The organism is Pseudomonas fluorescens (assembly GCF_018614655.1).
Taxonomy (GTDB): Bacteria; Pseudomonadota; Gammaproteobacteria; order Pseudomonadales; family Pseudomonadaceae; genus Aquipseudomonas; species Aquipseudomonas fluorescens_BX.
Genome location: NZ_JAGGOG010000040.1, coordinates 1 through 17827, shown reverse-complemented (window position 1 = coordinate 17827; position 17827 = coordinate 1). Strand labels below are relative to the sequence as shown.

10 protein-coding genes are annotated in these 17827 nt (G+C 59.7%); 9 read left to right on the top strand and 1 reads right to left on the bottom strand.

All coding sequences use genetic code 11. From position 1 onward, the window contains the following. Nucleotides 1–205 precede the first annotated feature (205 nt). The 6 genes from recC to J7E41_RS27680 all read left to right on the top strand — a co-directional run bounded on the left by recC (nt 206) and on the right by J7E41_RS27680 (nt 11888). Nucleotides 206–3652 carry an exodeoxyribonuclease V subunit gamma gene (gene recC / locus J7E41_RS27705; RefSeq protein ID WP_214997416.1) on the top strand — a complete coding sequence of 1149 codons (3447 nt, stop codon included), beginning with the start codon at nt 206–208 and terminating at the stop codon, nt 3650–3652. Continuing rightward, nucleotides 3652–7332 (top strand): exodeoxyribonuclease V subunit beta, encoded by a 3681-nt coding sequence (recB, locus tag J7E41_RS27700; RefSeq protein WP_214997415.1) that lies wholly within the window; start codon nt 3652–3654, stop codon nt 7330–7332. Before recC ends, recB begins: the two co-directional genes overlap by 1 nt. Continuing rightward, complete coding sequence (gene recD, locus J7E41_RS27695; RefSeq protein ID WP_214997414.1) at nt 7329–9380, top strand: exodeoxyribonuclease V subunit alpha; 2052 nt, start codon at nt 7329–7331, stop codon at nt 9378–9380. The genes recB and recD overlap by 4 nt, the downstream gene beginning before the upstream one ends. Nucleotides 9381–9542: 162 nt before the next feature. Beyond that, nucleotides 9543–10118, top strand: coding sequence for a YfiR family protein (locus J7E41_RS27690; protein ID WP_214997413.1), 576 nt, complete (start codon nt 9543–9545; stop codon nt 10116–10118). After that, entirely contained in the window at nt 10115–11380 is a 1266-nt protein-coding gene (locus tag J7E41_RS27685) for a diguanylate cyclase domain-containing protein (RefSeq protein ID WP_214997412.1), read from the top strand. Before J7E41_RS27690 ends, J7E41_RS27685 begins: the two co-directional genes overlap by 4 nt. Before the next feature lie 55 nt (nt 11381–11435). Continuing rightward, nucleotides 11436–11888 (top strand): OmpA family protein, encoded by a 453-nt coding sequence (locus J7E41_RS27680; protein ID WP_214997417.1) that lies wholly within the window; start codon nt 11436–11438, stop codon nt 11886–11888. A 57-nt stretch (nt 11889–11945) separates the two neighbouring features. Here J7E41_RS27680 and J7E41_RS27675 read toward each other — a convergent pair whose 3' ends face one another. After that, on the bottom strand, nt 11946–12893 hold the full coding sequence (locus J7E41_RS27675; protein WP_169352815.1) for a LysR family transcriptional regulator: 948 nt from the start codon (nt 12891–12893) through the stop codon (nt 11946–11948). Nucleotides 12894–13023: 130 nt separating this feature from the next. Between J7E41_RS27675 and J7E41_RS27670 the strand changes: the two genes are divergently transcribed. The 3 genes from J7E41_RS27670 to J7E41_RS27660 all read left to right on the top strand — a co-directional run. After that, entirely contained in the window at nt 13024–14550 is a 1527-nt protein-coding gene (locus J7E41_RS27670; protein ID WP_214997411.1) for a CoA-acylating methylmalonate-semialdehyde dehydrogenase, read from the top strand. A gap of 14 nt (nt 14551–14564) precedes the next feature. Then, nucleotides 14565–15452, top strand: coding sequence for a 3-hydroxyisobutyrate dehydrogenase (gene mmsB / locus J7E41_RS27665; RefSeq protein WP_214997410.1), 888 nt, complete (start codon nt 14565–14567; stop codon nt 15450–15452). 1080 nt (nt 15453–16532) lie between these two features. Beyond that, nucleotides 16533–17827 (top strand): Ig-like domain-containing protein (locus J7E41_RS27660; protein ID WP_214997409.1); only part of this gene is annotated, 1295 nt, incomplete at its 3' end.

Sequence of the window (17827 nt, the reverse complement as noted above, 5' to 3'; positions counted from 1 at the left end):
TAGTAGTGAAACGATGCATCGCCGATGGTAGTGTGGGGTTTCCCCATGTGAGAGTAGGTCATCGTCAAGATTAAATTCCGAAACCCCATTTGCGAAAGCAGATGGGGTTTTGTTTTGGGCGATCGAAAAGTATCCGAGGGCGCCCACCTGTCGTCTTCAATGCTAAAGTCCCTCCCTCGATTTTGCTTTTCCCAAGGAAGCCGTTATGCCGGATGCGATGTCCCTCAGCGCTGGATTTATGGTGGTTCATGGCAATCGCCTGGATGAACTGCGCAGCCTGGTGGTCAGTTGGATGCGTCGTTATCCCCTGGCGCCTCTGGAGAACGAAATCGCGCTGGTGCAAAGCAACGGCATTGCTCAATGGCTCAAGCTCGCACTCGCCGAAGATCCAGAAGATGACGATATGGGTGGCTGCGGCATCGCGGCCGCTATCGATGTGCAACTCCCCGGTAGCTTCATGTGGCAGCTCTATCGCATGGTCTTGGGTCGGGATGAAATTCCTGCCAAATCCCTGCTGGATAAAGCCCCGCTGACCTGGCGTCTCATGCGCCTGCTCCCCGAGCTGATCGATCAGCCGCATTTCGAGCCGCTGCAACGCTTTCTGACCCACGACACCGACCTGCGTAAACGCTATCAACTGGCAGAGCGCCTAGCTGATCTGTTCGACCAATACCAGGTCTACCGCGCGGATTGGCTGGAGGACTGGGCTGCAGGTCGCCATCAACTGCGTAATGGCCGAGGCGAATCCAAGTCTCTGAGTCCCGCCAACTGCTGGCAAGCAGAGCTATGGCGTGCGTTGCTGATGGACGTAGGGGAAGAGGGTATGGCCCAAAGTCGCGCCGGCGTTCATCAACGTTTCATCGAGCGTATTAACAGCCTTGATAAGGCACCTCCGGGCTTGCCTTCCCGAGTGATCGTTTTCGGTATCTCCTCTCTACCCGCCCAGGCCTTGGAAGCACTCGCCGGTCTTGCTCGTTTCAGTCAGGTCTTGCTCTGTGTCCACAACCCTTGTCGCCATCATTGGTCCGACATCGTTGCGGATAAAGACCTACTGAGAAACGAATACAAACGCCAGGCCCGCAAGTCTGGAATGCCCGTCACCATCGACCCACAGACTCTGCACCAACACGCACATCCGTTGCTCGCGGCCTGGGGCAAACAAGGTCGTGACTACATCAACCTGCTGGATAGCTACGACGACCCCAACAGTTACCGTTCAGCATTCCGTGATGGGCGGATCGATTTGTTCAGCGAAAGCGAACCGACTACATTGCTGAACCAGCTGCAGGACGACATCCTCGAGTTACGGCCACTCAACGAAACTCGCGACCTGTGGCCCGCAGTCAACCTGGGGCAAGACACTTCAATCCGATTCCATATTGCCCACAGCGCCCAGCGAGAAGTGGAAATCCTCCACGACCAATTGCTCCAACGCTTTAGCGAAAACCCTGCGCTGCGCCCAAGGGACATCATCGTCATGGTCCCCGACGTCGACAGTTACGCCCCGCACATTCGCGCCGTGTTCGGCCAGTTGGATCGACAAGACCCACGTTTCATCCCCTTCACACTCACCGACCAGGGTCAACGAGGCCGCGACCCGCTATTGATTGCCGTAGAGCACCTGCTCAAGCTTCCCGACAGCCGCTTCCCGGTCAGCGAAATCCTCGACCTGCTGGACGTGCCGGCTCTACGTGAGCGCTTCGCCATCAAGGAGCGCGATCTACCGACTCTGCACCGCTGGATCGAAGGCGCTGGCATCCGCTGGGGTCTTGACGCCGAGCAGCGCGCGGGCCTCGGCTTGCCGAGTGAACTGGAACAAAACAGTTGGCGTTTCGGCCTGCGTCGCATGCTTCTGGGCTACGCCGTGGGCACGGGCATCGCGTGTGACGGCATCGAGCCTTACGACGAAATCGGTGGCCTTGATGCTGCGTTGATCGGCCCACTGGTTGCATTGCTTGACGCTTTGCACGACGCCCACCAAACACTGTTAACGGCGGCCGCACCACGGGAATGGGGTGAGCGTTTGCAGGGTCTGATGCAACAGTTTTTCCTGCCCAGCAATGAGCACGACGACTACCTTCTGGGCCAGCTTGAGCAACTGAGAGAGACCTGGCTGGAAACCTGCGAGTCCGTCGGCTTGCAGGACGAGTTACCTTTAACTGTCGTCCGCGAAGCCTGGCTGGCTGGCCTTGACCAAGGCCGCCTGTCTCAACGCTTCCTCGCCGGTGCGGTTAATTTCTGTACGCTGATGCCAATGCGCGCGATCCCGTTCAAGCTGGTTTGCCTGCTGGGTATGAACGACGGTGATTATCCCCGCGCCCAACCCCCATTGGACTTCGACCTAATGGGCAGCGACTACCGTCCCGGCGACCGCTCACGCCGCGAAGACGACCGCTATCTGTTACTGGAAGCGTTGCTATCCGCCCGAGACCAGCTCTATATCAGTTGGGTTGGTCGCAGCATTCGTGACAACAGCGATCGTCCAGCCTCGGTGCTGATTGGTCAATTGCGCGACCACCTCGTCAGCGGCTGGCACACCAGCGATGGCGAACCCTTGCTGGAAGCCATGACCCAGGAACATCCCCTCCAGCCCTTCAGCGCCCGCTACTTTCATGAAGGCGATCCACTGTTCAGTTATGCCCGCGAATGGCAATTGCTCCATCAACCCCAAAACGACATGGCCGACATCGAAAGCCTGGCTCCCTACATCCAAGAGGAACCACTGAGCCTCGGCCAGTTGCAGGATTTCCTGCGTAACCCTGTCCGACATTTCTTCAGTCAGCGCCTCAAGGTGTTCTTCGAAGCCGCCGAAGTGCCACTGGCGGATGAAGAACCTTTTGTCCTCGATGCCCTGCAACGCTACAGCTTGAGCGACAGTTTGCTCGCTGCGGCGCTGACTCAGCCGGATAACCTCGACGAGGCCCTCAGCGCTCAGGCCCTGCGTCTCCAAGGCAGCGGCTTGCTGCCCATGGTGGGTTTTGGTGAGTGTCTGCGTAACGAGCTGATCGAGCCTTTGCCCGACTTGCTGCAACGCTACCAACAGCTGCTGGCTCTCTGGCCGACGCCGCACACCAGCGCCGAACCTGTCAGCTTTGAGCATCAAGGCATTCAACTTGAAGGTTGGATAAGCGGGCTACACAGGCGCAGCGACGGTGGCTTGCTCAGCGTCACCACCATTCCCAACAGCATCGGTTCGATCAAGACCCGCAAGTGGCATCGCCTGGTTCGCCCGTGGGTCAATCACTTGGTGGCCTGCGCCTGCGGGCTGCCATTGAGCACCGGTCTGGTGGCCAGCGACGACACGCTTGTGCTGGCTCCGCTTGAGCTGCATATGGCACAGGAAGTACTCGGCAATTTGCTGCTGGCCTGGCGGACCGGCATGAGCGAACCGCTGCCTGTTGCCGTCAAAACTGCCTTCGCCTGGCTCGGCCAAACCGACCCGGTCAAAGCGCAAGTCGCCGCCAGCAAAGCCTATGAGGGTGATGGCCAAACCACCGACGGCGAGCGCCGCGAAAGCCCCGCACTCACCCGACAATTTCCGGATTTCGCCGCTTTGGTGGCCAGTGAAGATTTCGAAGGCTGGTGCGAAACGCTGTACCGACCATTGATCACGGCGCCATGGCGATCCCTGAGCAACGAGGAGGCCGGCTGATGAGTCGCATAAAACCTCTGGCCCTGGCGTTCCCGCTGCATGGTAGCCAACTGATCGAAGCCAGCGCCGGCACCGGCAAGACCTTCACCATCTCGGCGCTGTACCTACGTCTGGTATTGGGCCATGGCGGTGAAGAGTCGGGCTTTGGCCGCGAACTGTTGCCGCCACAAATCCTCGTCGTGACGTTCACCGATGCTGCCACCAAAGAGCTGCGCGAACGCATTCGCACTCGTCTGGCCGAAGCTGCTCGCTTCTTTCGCGAAGAGACCGAAGCCCCCGACGCACTGATTGCCGAACTGCGTGACCAGTACCACCTTGAGCAATGGCCCGGTTGCGCCAATCGCCTGGACATCGCCGCCCAATGGATGGATGAAGCTGCCGTCTCGACCATCCACAGTTGGTGCCAGCGCATGCTGCGCGAACACGCTTTCGACAGCGGCAGCCTGTTCACCCAGACTCTGGAAACCGACCACAGCGACTTGCTGGGCGAAGTGCTGCGCGACTACTGGCGCCTGTTCTGCTACCCGATGCACGGCGACCCGCTGAGCTGGGTACGCAATAACTGGGGCGGCCCCGCCGCCCTGATGCCGCGAGTGCGGGCACTGTTCGGTAGCGAGCGCCCCACAAACGAGCAGCGTGAACCCGCCGAACTGATCAGCGCTTGTCTGCAAGAGCGTCGCGAAGCGTTGGTCGCCCTCAAGGCGCCCTGGCAACAATGGGCCATCGAGCTGCGGGAAATCTGCCTGCAAGCCGTCGCCGCCAAAGCCGTCGATGGCCGTAAGATGCAGGCGCGTTACTTCGAGCCCTGGTTTGAAAAAATCAGCGCCTGGGCGGCCGACGAGTCCTTGGAACAGCTGGACATTGGTACCGGCTTTTCCCGCCTGACGCCCGACGGCATGGCCGAAGCCTGGAAGGGTGACCCGCCGCACCATCCAGGCTTCGACGCCATGGCGGGTCTGAAAGTCAGCCTCGACGCTTTGCCAACCCCCGATGCCGCCGTGTTGCAACACGCCGCAGGTTGGGTCGCAAAACGCTTCGAAGAAGAAAAACGCCGGCGCGCCGAAATGGGCTTCGACGACATGCTCATTCGCCTCGACGCTGCGCTGCAGGCCGACGGTGGCGAGCGCCTGGCCAGTGTGATCCGCGAGCAATTCCCGGTGGCGTTGATCGACGAATTCCAGGACACCGATCCGGTGCAGTACCGCATCTTCGAGAGCATCTACCGCATTGAAGACAATAACCCTGAAAGTGGCCTGTTCCTGATCGGGGACCCGAAACAAGCGATCTACGCCTTTCGCGGTGCCGACATCTATACCTACCTGCGGGCCCGTCAGGCCACCAGTGGCCGGTTGCATACGCTGGGCACCAACTTCCGCTCCAGCCATGCAATGGTGGAGGCGGTAAACCATGTATTCCAACGCGCTGAAAAAGGCCGCGGCGCATTCCTGTTCCGCGAGCCCGACGGTAAGAATCCGGTACCGTTTCTGCCGGTGCTTTCCCAAGGTCGCAAGGAACGGTTGCAGGTCAATGGCGAGACATTGCCGGCCCTGAACATTTGGCACCTGCCCACCGACCAACCCATCTCTGGCGTGCTCTACCGCCAACAACTGGCAGCTGCTTGCGCGAGCCAGATCGTGGCGTTGCTCAATGGTGGCCAGCAAGGCACCGCAGGATTCGTCAAAGACGACACCTTCAACGGCGTATTGCCGTCGAACATCGCTATCCTGGTGCGCGACGGCAAGGAAGCCCAGGCTGTGCGCGGTGAACTGGCCGCCCGTGGCGTGCGTAGCGTGTACCTGTCCGACAAGGATTCGGTGTTCGCCGCGCAGGAAGCACATGACCTGCTGGCCTGGCTCAAAGCCTGCGCCGAACCGGACGTCGAGCGCCCTCTGCGTGCCGCCCTGGCCTGCGTGACCCTGAACCTGTCGCTGCCTGAACTGGAGCGTCTGAACCAGGACGAGTTGGCGTGGGAAAAACGCGTGATGCAATTCCGCGACTACCGCGCCATATGGCGTACCCAAGGCGTGCTGCCGATGTTGCGGCGCCTGCTCCACGACTTCAAATTGCCGCAAACCCTGATGGCTCGGGGCGACGGTGAGCGGGTGTTGACCAACCTGTTGCACCTCTCTGAGTTGCTGCAGCAAGCGGCGGCGGAACTGGATGGCGAACAGGCGTTGATCCGCCACTTGGCCGAACACCTGGCGCTTTCGGGCCAGGCGGGGGAAGAGCAGATCCTGCGTCTGGAAAGCGATGAGCAACTGGTCAAAGTGGTGACCATTCACAAGTCCAAGGGCCTGGAATACGACCTGGTGTTTTTGCCATTCATCTGTTCGGCGAAACCCGTGGACGGCAGCCGTCTGCCATTGCATTACCACGATGAAAACGGCAAATCCCAAGTCAGCCTCAGGCCAACCGCCGAGCTGATCGCCCAAGCCGACGATGAGCGTCTGGCCGAAGATCTGCGTTTGTTCTACGTGGCGCTGACACGGGCAAAACATGCTTGCTGGCTCGGCGTCGCCGACCTCAAGCGCGGCAATAACAACAGTTCGGTGTTGCACTTGTCGGCCTTGGGTTACCTGCTCGGTGGCGGCGCTTCCCTAGGCGAGTCTGTTGGCCTCGCCCGCTGGCTTCTCGACTTGCAGGAGGGCTGCACCGCAATCCACTACGCCGAAATGCCTGAAGCCGAAGCTATTGTGTTCCATCCACCGCGCAACGAAGCCACCTTGCTCGCGCCCCTGTTGCCCAAACGCAAGGCCGCAGAAAACTGGTGGATCGCCTCCTACAGCGCCTTGCGTATCGGCGAAAGCATGAGTGCCGCCAGCCTGGAAGCGCCGGAAAGCCCGCAAGCCCAGAAGCTGTTCGACGACGAACGCCTCGATCCGGATGCCTCGCGCGAATTGGCAGCGTCGGGTGGTGACATTCACCGTTTTCCACGCGGACCCAACCCCGGGACGTTCCTCCATGGCCTGCTGGAATGGGCAGGCGGCGAAGGCTTCAACGTCACCCCCGAGGCCCTCAAAGACGCCGTCGCCCGCCGCTGCAATCGGCGTGGTTGGGAAGGTTGGATCGATACCCTGAGCGACTGGCTCGGCTACCTGCTGCAAGCACCGCTACGTTTAGGTAATGGCCATGCGCCGTTGAGTCTGAGCGGCTTGCGGCACTACCAGGTCGAGATGGAGTTCTGGTTCGCCAGCCACAAAGTCGACGTCCTCGCTCTTGATAAGTGGGTATGTCAACACACCCACAACGGCGTTTCCCGGGTAGCCGCCGAACCGGTACTGCTCAATGGCATGTTCAAGGGTTTTATCGACCTGACTTTCGAGCATGACGGTCGCTACTACGTGGCCGACTACAAGTCCAACTGGCTCGGCCCCGACGATTCGGCCTACACCGTGCAGGCCATGGAGCTGTCGATCCTCGACCATCGTTACGACCTGCAATACGTCCTTTACCTGCTGGCCCTGCATCGTCAGCTCAAGGCGCGGCTGGCTGATTACGATTACGACCGCCACATCGGCGGCGCACTTTATCTGTTCCTGCGCGGCACCCACTCAGCGAGCCAGGGTGCCTATTTCACTCGGCCACCCCGGGAGCTGATCGAGGGCCTGGACCTATTGTTCCAGGGTAAACCGCTACCGCCCAAAGCCGAACCCGCCTGGGAACAAGGAATCCTGCTATGAGCCTGTCGATGCTACCGCTGGAGGCGCTAGCGCCCCTCAGTCGCGCTGCCGATCTGCTGCAACTGCTTGAGCGTTGGGTCGAACGTGGCTGGCTGCGTGCGCTGGATAAAGCCTTTGTCGGCTTCCTCCACGAACTCGATCCACAGGCTGATCCGCTGGTGTTGCTGGCGGCTGCGTTGACCAGTCACCAATTGGGCCACGGCCATGTGTGCCTGGACCTGTTCGAAACCCTCAAGGCACCGGACTTTGCCCTGTCTCTGCCGCCAGAAGGCGATGTGCAAACCGGCGTCATGCTGCTGCCGTCGCAATTGCTCGACGGTCTGGACGGCGCCCATTGGTGCCATGCGCTGGCCGCCAGCCACCTGGTGGCGTTGGCGGTTGATGGCAGTGAATCGGCACACAGCCGGCCTTTGGTGCTGTCGGGTAAACGCCTGTATTTGCGTCGCTATTGGACCTACGAGCGGCGCATCGATACGGCGTTGCGCCTTCGCCTCGCCACCCAGGAAAGTATTACCACCGACTTGCCCCAGCGCTTGAACGGTTTGTTCGATCAGGCCACGCCAGGTGCGGTCGTCGACTGGCAAAAGCTCGCCTGCGCCCTGGCCACCCGAGGTGCGTTCAGCATCGTCACCGGCGGCCCGGGCACCGGCAAGACCACCACCGTGGTACGGCTGCTCGCACTGTTGCAAGCGCCAGCCGTGGAGAACGGCAGCGCGCTGCGTATTCGCCTGGCAGCACCCACCGGCAAGGCGGCGGCTCGCTTGACCGAGTCCATCAGCCAGCAGGTTCTGTCGCTGAAGGTGCTTGACGCCGTGCGGGAAAAAATCCCTACTCAGGTCACCACTGTTCACCGTTTGCTGGGCAGTCGGCCCGGTACCCGTCACTTTCGCCATCACCTCGGCAATCCATTGCCCCTGGATGTATTGGTGGTCGACGAAGCCTCGATGATCGACCTGGAAATGATGGCCAATCTGCTGGACGCCTTGCCGCCTCATGCCCGTCTGGTATTGCTCGGCGACAAAGACCAGCTCGCGTCCGTTGAGGCCGGCGCCGTCCTCGGTGATTTGTGCCGCGACGCCGAAGCCGGCTGGTACAGCCCGCAAACCCGCCAGTGGCTGCAAGCGGTCAGCGGTGAGGACCTCAGTGCCAGTGGTCTTCAGGAAGACCTGGACGGTAGCCATCCATTGGCTCAGCAAGTGGTGATGCTGCGCTACTCCCGGCGATTCGGCGAAGGCAGTGGCATCGGTCAATTGGCGCGCTGGGTCAACCAGCAGAATGCTGAAGAAGCTCGCAAATTGCTGGCCGCTCGCAGCCATGCAGACCTGTTTTGCGTCAGCCTCAAGGGTGAGCACGACCATGCTCTGGAGCGCCTGGTACTGGAAGGGCAGGGCGACGGTGCTCACGGTTATCGCTATTACTTGAACTTGCTGCGCACTTCACGCCCGCCCTCGGATACATCGCGAGAAGATCCACGCTGGACCGACTGGGCTCGTCAACTGTTGCAAGCCTTCGATGCTTTCCAGTTGTTGTGTGCCGTGCGCAAGGGCCCTTGGGGTGTCGAGGGCCTGAACCAGCGCATCACCGCCGCCTTACTCAAAGCCCGGCTGATCGACAGTGATCAGCAATGGTACGAAGGGCGTCCTGTGCTGATGACCCGTAATGACTACGGTCTTGGCTTGATGAACGGCGATATCGGTATCGCCTTGAAACTGCCTGAAAGTGACGGCGGGCCGCAGGTCTTGCGCGTGGCTTTTCCACGCAACGATGGTCAGGGCGGCGTGCGCTTTGTGTTGCCCAGCCGGCTCAATGATGTGGAAACCGTCTACGCCATGACCGTGCATAAATCCCAGGGTTCTGAGTTCGCCCACACCGCTCTGATCCTGCCGGATGCGTTGAATCCGGTACTGACCAAGGAGCTGATTTATACCGGTATAACCCGTGCCAAAGACTGGTTCAGCCTGATCGAACCCCGTGGCGGAGTCTTCGAAGAAGCGGTGCGACGCAAGGTGAAACGGTTGAGCGGACTGATGTTGGAACTGGGCACTTGAATCGCAAAAAAACTGACCGACGAGTCACTGTTTAATTCTACTTCAGGCGTATGATTTTTCTGAGAAAATGGGGGAACCCTCCGAGGCATCGCTTCGTGGGATTTCCTGCCGTTGTGCTATCGTTGCGGCATCATCCCGATGAAGATCAAAGAGAATCGCTGCATGAACGTGGCTGTTTCGCCCACAGAGCGTCGTTTGAGCTGGAGACGAATGCTGCTGTTGGCGGTTCTGTGGGTACTTGCGCCGGTCACGTTGGCGCAAACGCCTGTCTCCGCCAGCATGGCCGACCAAAGGGCTCAGGCGGTGACGCAAGTGGTGCTCGGGATTCTCAGTTATGCCCGCTGGCCGGTGGAGCCTGCGCAGTTACGGCTGTGCATTGTCGGACCAACCCAATACACCGATGACCTGATCAAAGGCGTGACCCAGTCCACCGGTCGTCCGGTGGTGGTCCAGCGCCTGCTGGCCGGCCATCCTGACATCGCCAAGGCCTGCGACGCGGTATACATCGGTCAGTTGACCAGCGATGAACGCAGCCGTCTGTTCACCTCTTTGACCGGTCGTCCGGTACTGAGCATCAGCGAAGGCGGAGACCAATGCACGGTGGGCAGCCTGTTTTGCCTGCGCGTCGGTGATGAGCAAGTGTCGTTCGAGGTCAACCTCGACTCCGTCGCCCGCAGCGGCGTGCGTATTCATCCCAGCGTGTTGCAACTGTCCCGCCGCCGAGCGCCGGAATCATGAGTCTCTCCAGTGCATCTGTGCGACCGACTCTGCGCTCCGTGCTGAGGCGCGGGCACCTGAGTGTGGCGTTGATGGCCGTGAGCATGGCCAGTGTTTCCCTGACCTTGCTCGGTGTGTTGGCCTTGCGGGTCTATGCGGATCACAACCTGCACCTGATCGCTCGCTCCATCAACTACACGGTGGAAGCCGCCGTAGTGTTTAACGACAGTGCGGCAGCCACTGAAGCCTTGGCCCTGATCGCCTCGACCGAAGAAGTGGCCCAGGCCGAAGTCTTTGATGACAACGGCAGACTCCTGGCTCATTGGCAACGACCGGAAACCGGAATGTGGTCCAAGGTCGAGCTGGAGCTGGCGCATACCCTGCTGGAGCAGCCCATCAGCCAGACGATCATGCACCAGGGCAAAGCCATCGGCAGCATCCACCTGAGTGGCCATGGCGGCAGCTTGTTGCGCTTCTTACTCAGCGGTCTGGCGGGGATTCTGGTGTGCACGGCCCTCAGTGCCTGGGTCGCCCTGTACCTGGCGCGGCGCATGTTGCGGGGCATTACGGCGCCGCTGCACAGCCTTGCCAAAGTGGCTCACGCCGCCCGCAGTGAACGGGCCTTCGACCGTCGCGTACCCCCGGCGCAGATTGCCGAGCTCGACAGCCTGGGCAACGACTTCAATGCCTTGCTCGACGAGTTGGAAAGTTGGCAGACCCACCTGCAAAGCGAAAACGAAACCCTTGCCCACCAGGCGACCCACGACAGCCTGACCGGGCTGCCCAACCGGGCGTTTTTCGAAAGCCGCTTGATTCGCGCCCTGCGCAGTGCAGCTAAACTCAATGAGAAAGTGGCCGTGCTGTTTCTCGACAGCGACCGCTTCAAAGACATCAACGACAACTTTGGGCACGCTGCGGGCGATGCGGTATTGGTGGCCGTGGCCCAACGCGTGCGGGCGCAGTTGCGTGAGGAAGACTTGGTAGCACGTCTGGGCGGCGACGAATTCGCGATCCTGCTGACCCCGCTGCACAAGATCGAAGATGCCCAGCGCATCGCCGACAAGATCCTCGCCAGCATGGACGCACCGATCTCGTTGCCGGGCAATACCGAGGTGTTGACCTCCCTCAGTATCGGCATCGCTGTCTACCCTGATCATGGTGCCACTCCTGGCACCTTGCTCAACGCCGCCGATGCGGCGATGTACCAGGCCAAACGCCTCTTCCAGGGCGGCCAGCAAACGGCAGAGTCGGAGCGGCCCGCCCCTATTCAACACAGGAGTTGATCCCTTGTTCTCTAACACCCAGCGTTCTTCGCGCTTTTTATTTATCACCTTGCTCATGGCCCTGTTGGCCCTGGGCGGTTGCCAGACGGCGCCACCCAAAGGCCTCACTCCGGCGCAGATCGTCGTGCTCAAGCAGCAAGGTTTCGAGCTGACCGATGAAGGCTGGGCCTTTGGTCTATCGGGGAAAGTACTGTTTGGCAGTGACATCGAGAGGCTGAATAAGCCCAGCACCGGCATCGTCGAAGGCATCGGCAAGGCCTTGGTCAGTGCGGGTATCGAGCGCGTGCGCGTTGATGGCCACTCCGATGCCTCGGGCAAGGAAATCTATAACCAGCAACTGTCCCTGCGCCGTGCGAAAAGCGTAGGCAAGGTATTGACCAGCGTGGGCATGAAGGAAGAAAACATTCAGCTACGCGGGCTGGGCAGCCGCGAGCCGGTAGCGCCCAACACCACCGTGGCTGGCCGTACCGAGAATCGGCGGGTGTCGATTGTGGTCATTGCTGACTAAACCGACGCCCGTCGAGCCTGATATGAAATGCGATCAATGTGGGAGCAGCAACACCGCTTAATCCGCAAATCTCATCTCTCGCGTCTCTCCCATCAACAGCGGCCGATTCTGTTCCGTCACCTCGCGGATGTAATCCCACAACAAGGTAATCCGCTTCAACTTCCTCAAGTCCTCCCGGCAGTACATCCAGAACTGCCGCGTGATATTGATTTCCTCCCCCAGCACCGGCAGCAATCGCGGATCCTGTGCTGCCAGAAAACACGGCAGGATCGCCAGCGACCGCCCCTGCTGCGCCGCCACGTACTGGGCGATCACGCTGGTGCTGCGCAAGCTGGCGCTGGCGCCCGGCACCACGTTGGCCAGGTACAGCAGCTCTGAGCTGAACGCCAGGTCATCGACATAGCTGATAAACGGATGGTCGGCCAAATCTGCCGGACGACGGATCGGTGGGTGCTGGTCCAGGTATTCCTGGGTCGCATACAGCTGCAGTTTGTAATCACATAGCTTGCAGCATACATAAGGCCCGTGTTCCGGCCGCTCCAGGGCGATGACGATGTCTGCTTCGCGCTTGGACAGGCTGATGAAGTGAGGCAGTGGCAGGATGTCCACCGAGATCGCCGGGTAGGTGTCGACGAAATGGCTCAGTTGCGGGGTGACAAAGAAGCTGCCAAAACCCTCGGTGCAGCCCATGCGCACGTGACCCGACAATGCCACGCCGGAGCCTGAAACCTGCTCGCAGGCCATGTGCAGGGTGCTTTCGATGGACTCCGCATAACCCAGCAAACGCTGGCCCTCAGTGGTGAGGACGAAACCGTTGGTCCGGGATTTTTCGAACAACAAAGTACCCAGGGACACTTCCAGCGAACTGATGCGCCGCGACACGGTGGTGTAGTCCACCGCCAGACGCTTGGCCGCGACGCTGGCTTTGCGGGTGCGGGCGACTTCGAGGAAAAATTTCAGGTCATCCCAGTTGAGGGAGCCCAGGGAGGTGATGTTTTTTTGCATATTGGACCGGCTTTTATGTGCGTTCTTATTAGAAGTTTGCACATCTATACTCCAAAAATAGTCCGAACGCCTCATCCTCAAGGCGATTCACGCGCCTTGTCTCTGCATAACTATAAAATTGGAGACCCTCATGAACGCATCGCTTACGTCTGCCGACACCACCGTAAAACAGGTCAAGCTGCTGATCAACGGCGAGTGGGTCGAGTCCCGGACCACCCAATGGCAAGACATCGTCAACCCGGCCACCCAGCAAGTGCTGGCCAGGGTTCCTTTCGCCACTGCCTCTGAAGTCAATGCTGCCATCGACGCCGCCCATCGCGCCTTCCAGACCTGGAAGCTGACACCGATTGGTGCGCGCATGCGCATCATGCTCAAGCTGCAAGCCTTGATTCGCGAGCACTCCAAGCGTATCGCCGTGGTCCTTAGCGCCGAGCAGGGCAAAACCATTGCGGATGCCGAAGGCGATATTTTCCGTGGCCTGGAAGTGGTGGAGCACGCGTGCTCCATTGGCACCCTGCAAATGGGCGAATTTGCTGAAAACGTTGCGGGCGGTGTCGACACCTACACCCTGCGCCAGCCCATCGGCGTGTGCGCCGGCATTACCCCGTTCAACTTCCCGGCGATGATCCCGCTGTGGATGTTCCCGATGGCCATCGCCTGCGGCAACACCTTCGTGCTCAAACCGTCCGAACAGGATCCGCTGTCGACCATGTTGTTGGTGGAACTGGCCGTTGAAGCCGGTGTTCCGGCGGGCGTGCTCAACGTGGTTCATGGCGGCAAGGACGTGGTGGATGCGCTCTGCACCCATAAAGACATCAAAGCCGTGTCATTCGTCGGGTCCACCGCCGTGGGTACTCATGTCTACGATTTGGCCGGTAAGCATGGCAAGCGCGTGCAATCGATGATGGGCGCCAAGAACCACGCCGTGGTGCTGCCGGATGCCAACCGCGAGCAAACCCTTAACGCGCTGGTAGGTGCCGGTTTCGGCGCAGCCGGTCAGCGTTGCATGGCGACCTCGGTGGTGGTGTTGGTGGGCGCCGCAAAACAATGGCTACCGGACCTCAAGGCCCTGGCGCAGAAACTCAAGGTGAACGCTGGCAGTGAAGCGGGCACCGATGTCGGCCCGGTGATCTCCAAGCGAGCCAAGGCGCGCATTCTGGAGCTGATCGAAAGCGGCGTGAAAGAAGGCGCCAAGCTGGAATTGGATGGCCGCGACATCAAGGTCCCGGGCTTCGAGCAAGGCAACTTCGTCGGCCCGACCCTGTTCTCCGGTGTGACCACCGACATGCAGATCTACACCCAGGAAATCTTCGGCCCGGTACTGGTAGTGCTGGAAGTCGACACCCTCGACCAAGCCATCGCTCTGGTCAACGCTAATCCGTTCGGCAACGGCACCGGCCTGTTCACCCAAAGCGGAGCGGCGGCGCGCAAGTTCCAGAGTGAAATCGACGTCGGCCAGGTCGGTATCAACATCCCGATTCCTGTACCGGTCCCATTCTTCAGCTTCACCGGTTCCCGTGGTTCGAAACTCGGTGACCTGGGCCCGTACGGCAAACAAGTGGTGCAGTTCTACACCCAGACCAAAACCGTCACCAGCCGCTGGTTCGACGACGACAGCGTCAATGATGGCGTCAACACCACCATCAACCTGCGCTGATCGAGGAGACGACCATGAAGATTGCATTTATTGGCCTGGGCAACATGGGCGCGCCAATGGCGCGCAACCTGATCAAGGCCGGCCACGCGCTGAACCTGTTTGACCTCAACCAGACGGTGCTCAATGAGTTGGCCGAACTGGGCGGTACCATCAGCGCCTCACCGCGTGATGCCGCCCAAGGTGCGGAACTGGTATTGACCATGCTCCCGGCGGCCGCCCATGTACGTAGCGTGTGGCTCGGTGACGACGGCGTGCTCGCCGGTATCGGCAAAGGCGTACCGGCAGTGGATTGCAGCACCATCGATCCGCAAACCGCGCGTGATGTAGCCGCCGCTGCGGCTAAACACGGCGTGGCCCTGGCCGATGCGCCGGTCTCGGGCGGCACCGGCGGTGCCCAGGCCGGGACCCTGACCTTCATGGTCGGGGCCACTCCCGAACTGTTCGCCACCTTGCAACCGGTGCTGGCGCAGATGGGCCGCAACATCGTCCATTGCGGCGAAGTCGGTACTGGGCAAATCGCTAAGATCTGCAACAACCTGCTGTTGGGCATCACCATGGTCGGCGTCAGCGAAGCCATGGCCCTGGGCGATGCGCTGGGCATTGATACAAAGGTGCTGGCCGGGATCATCAACAGTTCAACCGGGCGTTGCTGGAGCTCCGACACCTACAACCCATGGCCGGGCATCATCGAGACGGCGCCGTCGTCTCGTGGCTATACCGGTGGTTTTGGTGCGGAGCTGATGCTCAAGGATCTTGGGCTGGCCACTGAGGCGGCGCGCCAGGCGCACCAGCCGGTGATCCTCGGCGCGGTGGCCCAGCAGCTGTATCAATCGATGAGCCAGCGTGGGGAGGGCGGAAAGGACTTCTCGGCAATCATCAACAGCTATCGCAAGCCCCAATAGGGGATTTTTCCGAGAACCCGCGTCGGGCGGGTTCTCGGGTTTTTGGCGCTGTAAGCAGTCCCGACACCCTCAATCTCCGTCGTTTTTCAACGATACGTTCAACTCCCTCCTTTGATCAGCGATAGCCACCGTGCTTCTTGTGGGTAGCGGTCGTCTGTGGCTGAAGCATCCATCCTGAAAGAACTAAAAGTGGCAAGCCTTGTCGCTTGATATTTGTTTCGTATTTTCAGGGATATATATGCTTGATATCACGAAGCTACTATTTAGTTCGAGGGGTTTTTAGATGATTGTTAAATACGCGAAACAAATTATTACAATTTCTTTTTATATCAATAAAAGCCATGCTTTTGCTCATTGAATATTCATTAGGTTAGCCCTGTAGGCGTGTGCGGTTATCATGATTTGATAATGAGTGTATGGGTTATTTGACGTGGGTATGCGATGAATTAACAAAGTGAACACTCGTATTTAGCGAGTGTTTGTATCGTGCTTATTTTCCCCTTTGATGTTGAGTTTCCCCCCGCTAGTATCGACCAGACGAGTGTTGGCACTGTTGTTGCGCCTCGAAAATCACAACCGAATAGCTGTAATTTTTTCAAGTTGTGCAGGTGTGTCTGAGATGGTTGATGAATGGATGCGTATATCAAATATTTCCGGGCTTGCAACCGAACAGGTTGCCGGGGCCAGGGAGCTCGATAGAGCACAAACCCTGGCTCGCCGCCTCTGTTCGTTACTTCACCTCTGGGCCAGCGGTCACCCTGCTCCCATGGCTCCACGACAGTCCGGCATCTCTCTGCATGACCTCATGGCAATGGCGCAATGCACGACAAAAGCGCTAGCGCAACGCCCTTCAGTAACCCTGTTCACGTCACGTCTTGAGGCCCCCGCGCTTTGCAATCGAAGGGGGATGCGCCTGCAACTGCGTGAAGAGACCGGTGTGGGCTGAAACCATTAGCTCCTGGTTAGTTTTTCAATAACGCGAAATTAAAGTTGAGCGCTCGGCGGTTACTGCCGCAGTGAAGTATTCGCTCGCGCTGAAATCGGTGTGTCCATGTTTATCGAAGAGAGAATGGGTGTGAGATGAAAAATATAACAATTGTCGATAAGGCAACGGGAGCGGCAACGGAACATACGTTTGGCAATGCCAGCCTGAAGGGCACAAGCATTGTCAAACTACCCGTTGGGCCTGAAAGCGTTCAGTCCTTTCAGCAGTCCGGTCAGAACTTGGTGGTGACGCTCAAGTCTGGAGAAACCGTCACTATTCAGAACTTCTTCGTGGTTGGCGCCGACGGTGCGACTAACCAGTTGGTAATGACGAACGCTGACGGAACGTTGCTGTTGGGCAACTATTCCTCGCCCTACTCGGGCTTTACATTCAGTGAGATCTCCACACTCGACGACCTGGCCGCGGCAGGCATAGTGGCAGATAGCGCGGTACCGGACTGGGTACTCTGGGGCCTGGGCCTTCTCGCCGTGGGTGGTGCGGCGGCCGCAATGAGTAACAGTGGTGGAGGCGGCGGCGGTGGCGGTGGTAGCAGTGGTGGCGTCGACACCACCGCGCCTGCCGCACCGACCGGGCTGGCCGTCAGCGCTAATGGCGTCACTCTCAGTGGCAAGGGCGAGCCGGGCTCTGCGGTAACGATCAAAAATGCCGCTGGTAACGTGATCGGCACTGGCACGGTCGGTACCGACGGTAACTTCCAGGTCACGCTGGGCACGCCGCAGACCAACGGCGAAACCCTGCAAGCCACCCTCAAGGATCCGGCCGGCAATGAATCGCCGGCCAGTGCTGTTGTTGCAGGCGATACTACTGCGCCTGCCGCACCGACCGGTCTGGCCGTCAGCGCTGATGGCGTCACCGTCAGTGGCAAGGGCGAGCCGGGCTCCACAGTGACCATCAAAGATGCCGCTGGCAACGTGATCGGTACTGGCACGGTCGGTACCGACGGTAACTTCCAGGTCACGCTGGGCACGCCACAAACCAATGGCGAAACCCTGCAAGCCACCCTCAAGGATTCGGCCGGCAATGAATCGCCGGCCAGTGCTGTTGTTGCAGGCGATACTACTGCGCCTGCCGCACCGACCGATCTGCTCGTAAGTACTGATGGCGCCATAGTCAGCGGCAAGGGCGAGCCCGATGCTGTGGTGACGATCAAAGATGCTGCTGGCAATGTGATCGGTACGGGCACAGTCGGTGCCGATGGTAATTTCCAGGTCACACTGACCACGCCTCAGGTCAGCGGCGAAACACTGGCCGTTACATTGACCGATGCAGCGGGGAACCAGTCCGCTCCAACGACTGTAGTTGCGATCGATATTGATGATAACGACGCTGACGCTGACGCTGACGCTGACGCTGATGCGGATGCGGATGC